This is a genomic window from Actinomadura sp. BRA 177, assembly GCF_013372625.1.
Lineage (GTDB): Bacteria > Actinomycetota > Actinomycetes > Streptosporangiales > Streptosporangiaceae > Spirillospora.
On the sequence record NZ_JABXFD010000413.1, the window covers coordinates 1 to 884 of the forward strand.

2 protein-coding genes are annotated in these 884 nt (G+C 77.1%); both read left to right on the top strand.

The features are described from left to right. On the top strand, positions 1-222 hold a 222-nt coding region (locus HUX53_RS24955; RefSeq protein WP_176405655.1), incomplete at its 5' end, for a hypothetical protein. Beyond that, complete coding sequence (locus tag HUX53_RS24960; protein ID WP_176405656.1) at positions 219-851, top strand: DUF3488 domain-containing protein; 633 nt, start codon at positions 219-221, stop codon at positions 849-851. The genes HUX53_RS24955 and HUX53_RS24960, both read left to right, overlap by 4 nt. The last annotated feature ends 33 nt before the right edge of the window (positions 852-884 follow it).

Here is an 884-nt window from a genome sequence, read left to right on the forward strand (position 1 = left end):
GGCTGGTCGTCGCGGTGTTCGGCGCGCCGCCGCGACCGAGCGCGCCTCCTCGGCGGACAGCGCGCCGAACACCGCGACGACCAGCCCGTCGCCCTCCCGGCCGCGGGAGTGCTGCGCGCGGCGGGGTGGCGGGTGCTGGCCGTCCGGTCCGCCGCCGATCTCGCCCGCGCGTGGACGACGGCCGGGAAGGCCGGCGAGGACTTCGTCAGGGACGGTTCATGAGGATCCGGATGACGGTGATGGCCGGGCTGGCGACGATCGCCGGCTCGCTCGGCCTCTACCCGCTGTACGAGAAGTCCGGCTGGTTCTGGGCCGGGCTCGGCGCGGTGCTCGCGGTCGCCGGCGGCGGGCTGCTGGCCCGGCGGCTGCGGCTGCCCGCGCTGCTGAACCCGGTGTTCGGGCTGGCGGCGCTGCTGCTCTACCTCAACCTCGTCTACGCCGCCGACCGGGCGTGGCTGGTGTTCGTCCCGTCGCCGGAGTCGGTCGGGCACCTCGGCGACCTCGCCGGGGACGGCTGGCGGGCCGCGAACCGGTACGCGGCCCCCGTCCCGCTGCTGCCCGGCATCGCGATGCTGACCGCGACCGGGATCGGGCTGGTCGCGGTGCTGGTCGACCTGCTCGCCGTCCGGCTGCACCGCACCGCGCCCGCCGGGCTGCCGCTGCTGGCCATGTACAGCGTGCCCGCGGCGGTCCGCGAGGACGGCGTCGGCTGGCTGGCGTTCGGCGCCGGCGCGCTCGGCTTCCTCGGCCTGCTGATGGCCGACTCCCGGGAGAAGGTCGGCGGCTGGGGCCGCACGGTCACCACCCACCACCGGCCGAGCGTGGTCCCGCTGGCCGGTGGTGGGTGGTGACCGTGCGGCCCCAGCCGCCGACCTTCTCCCGGG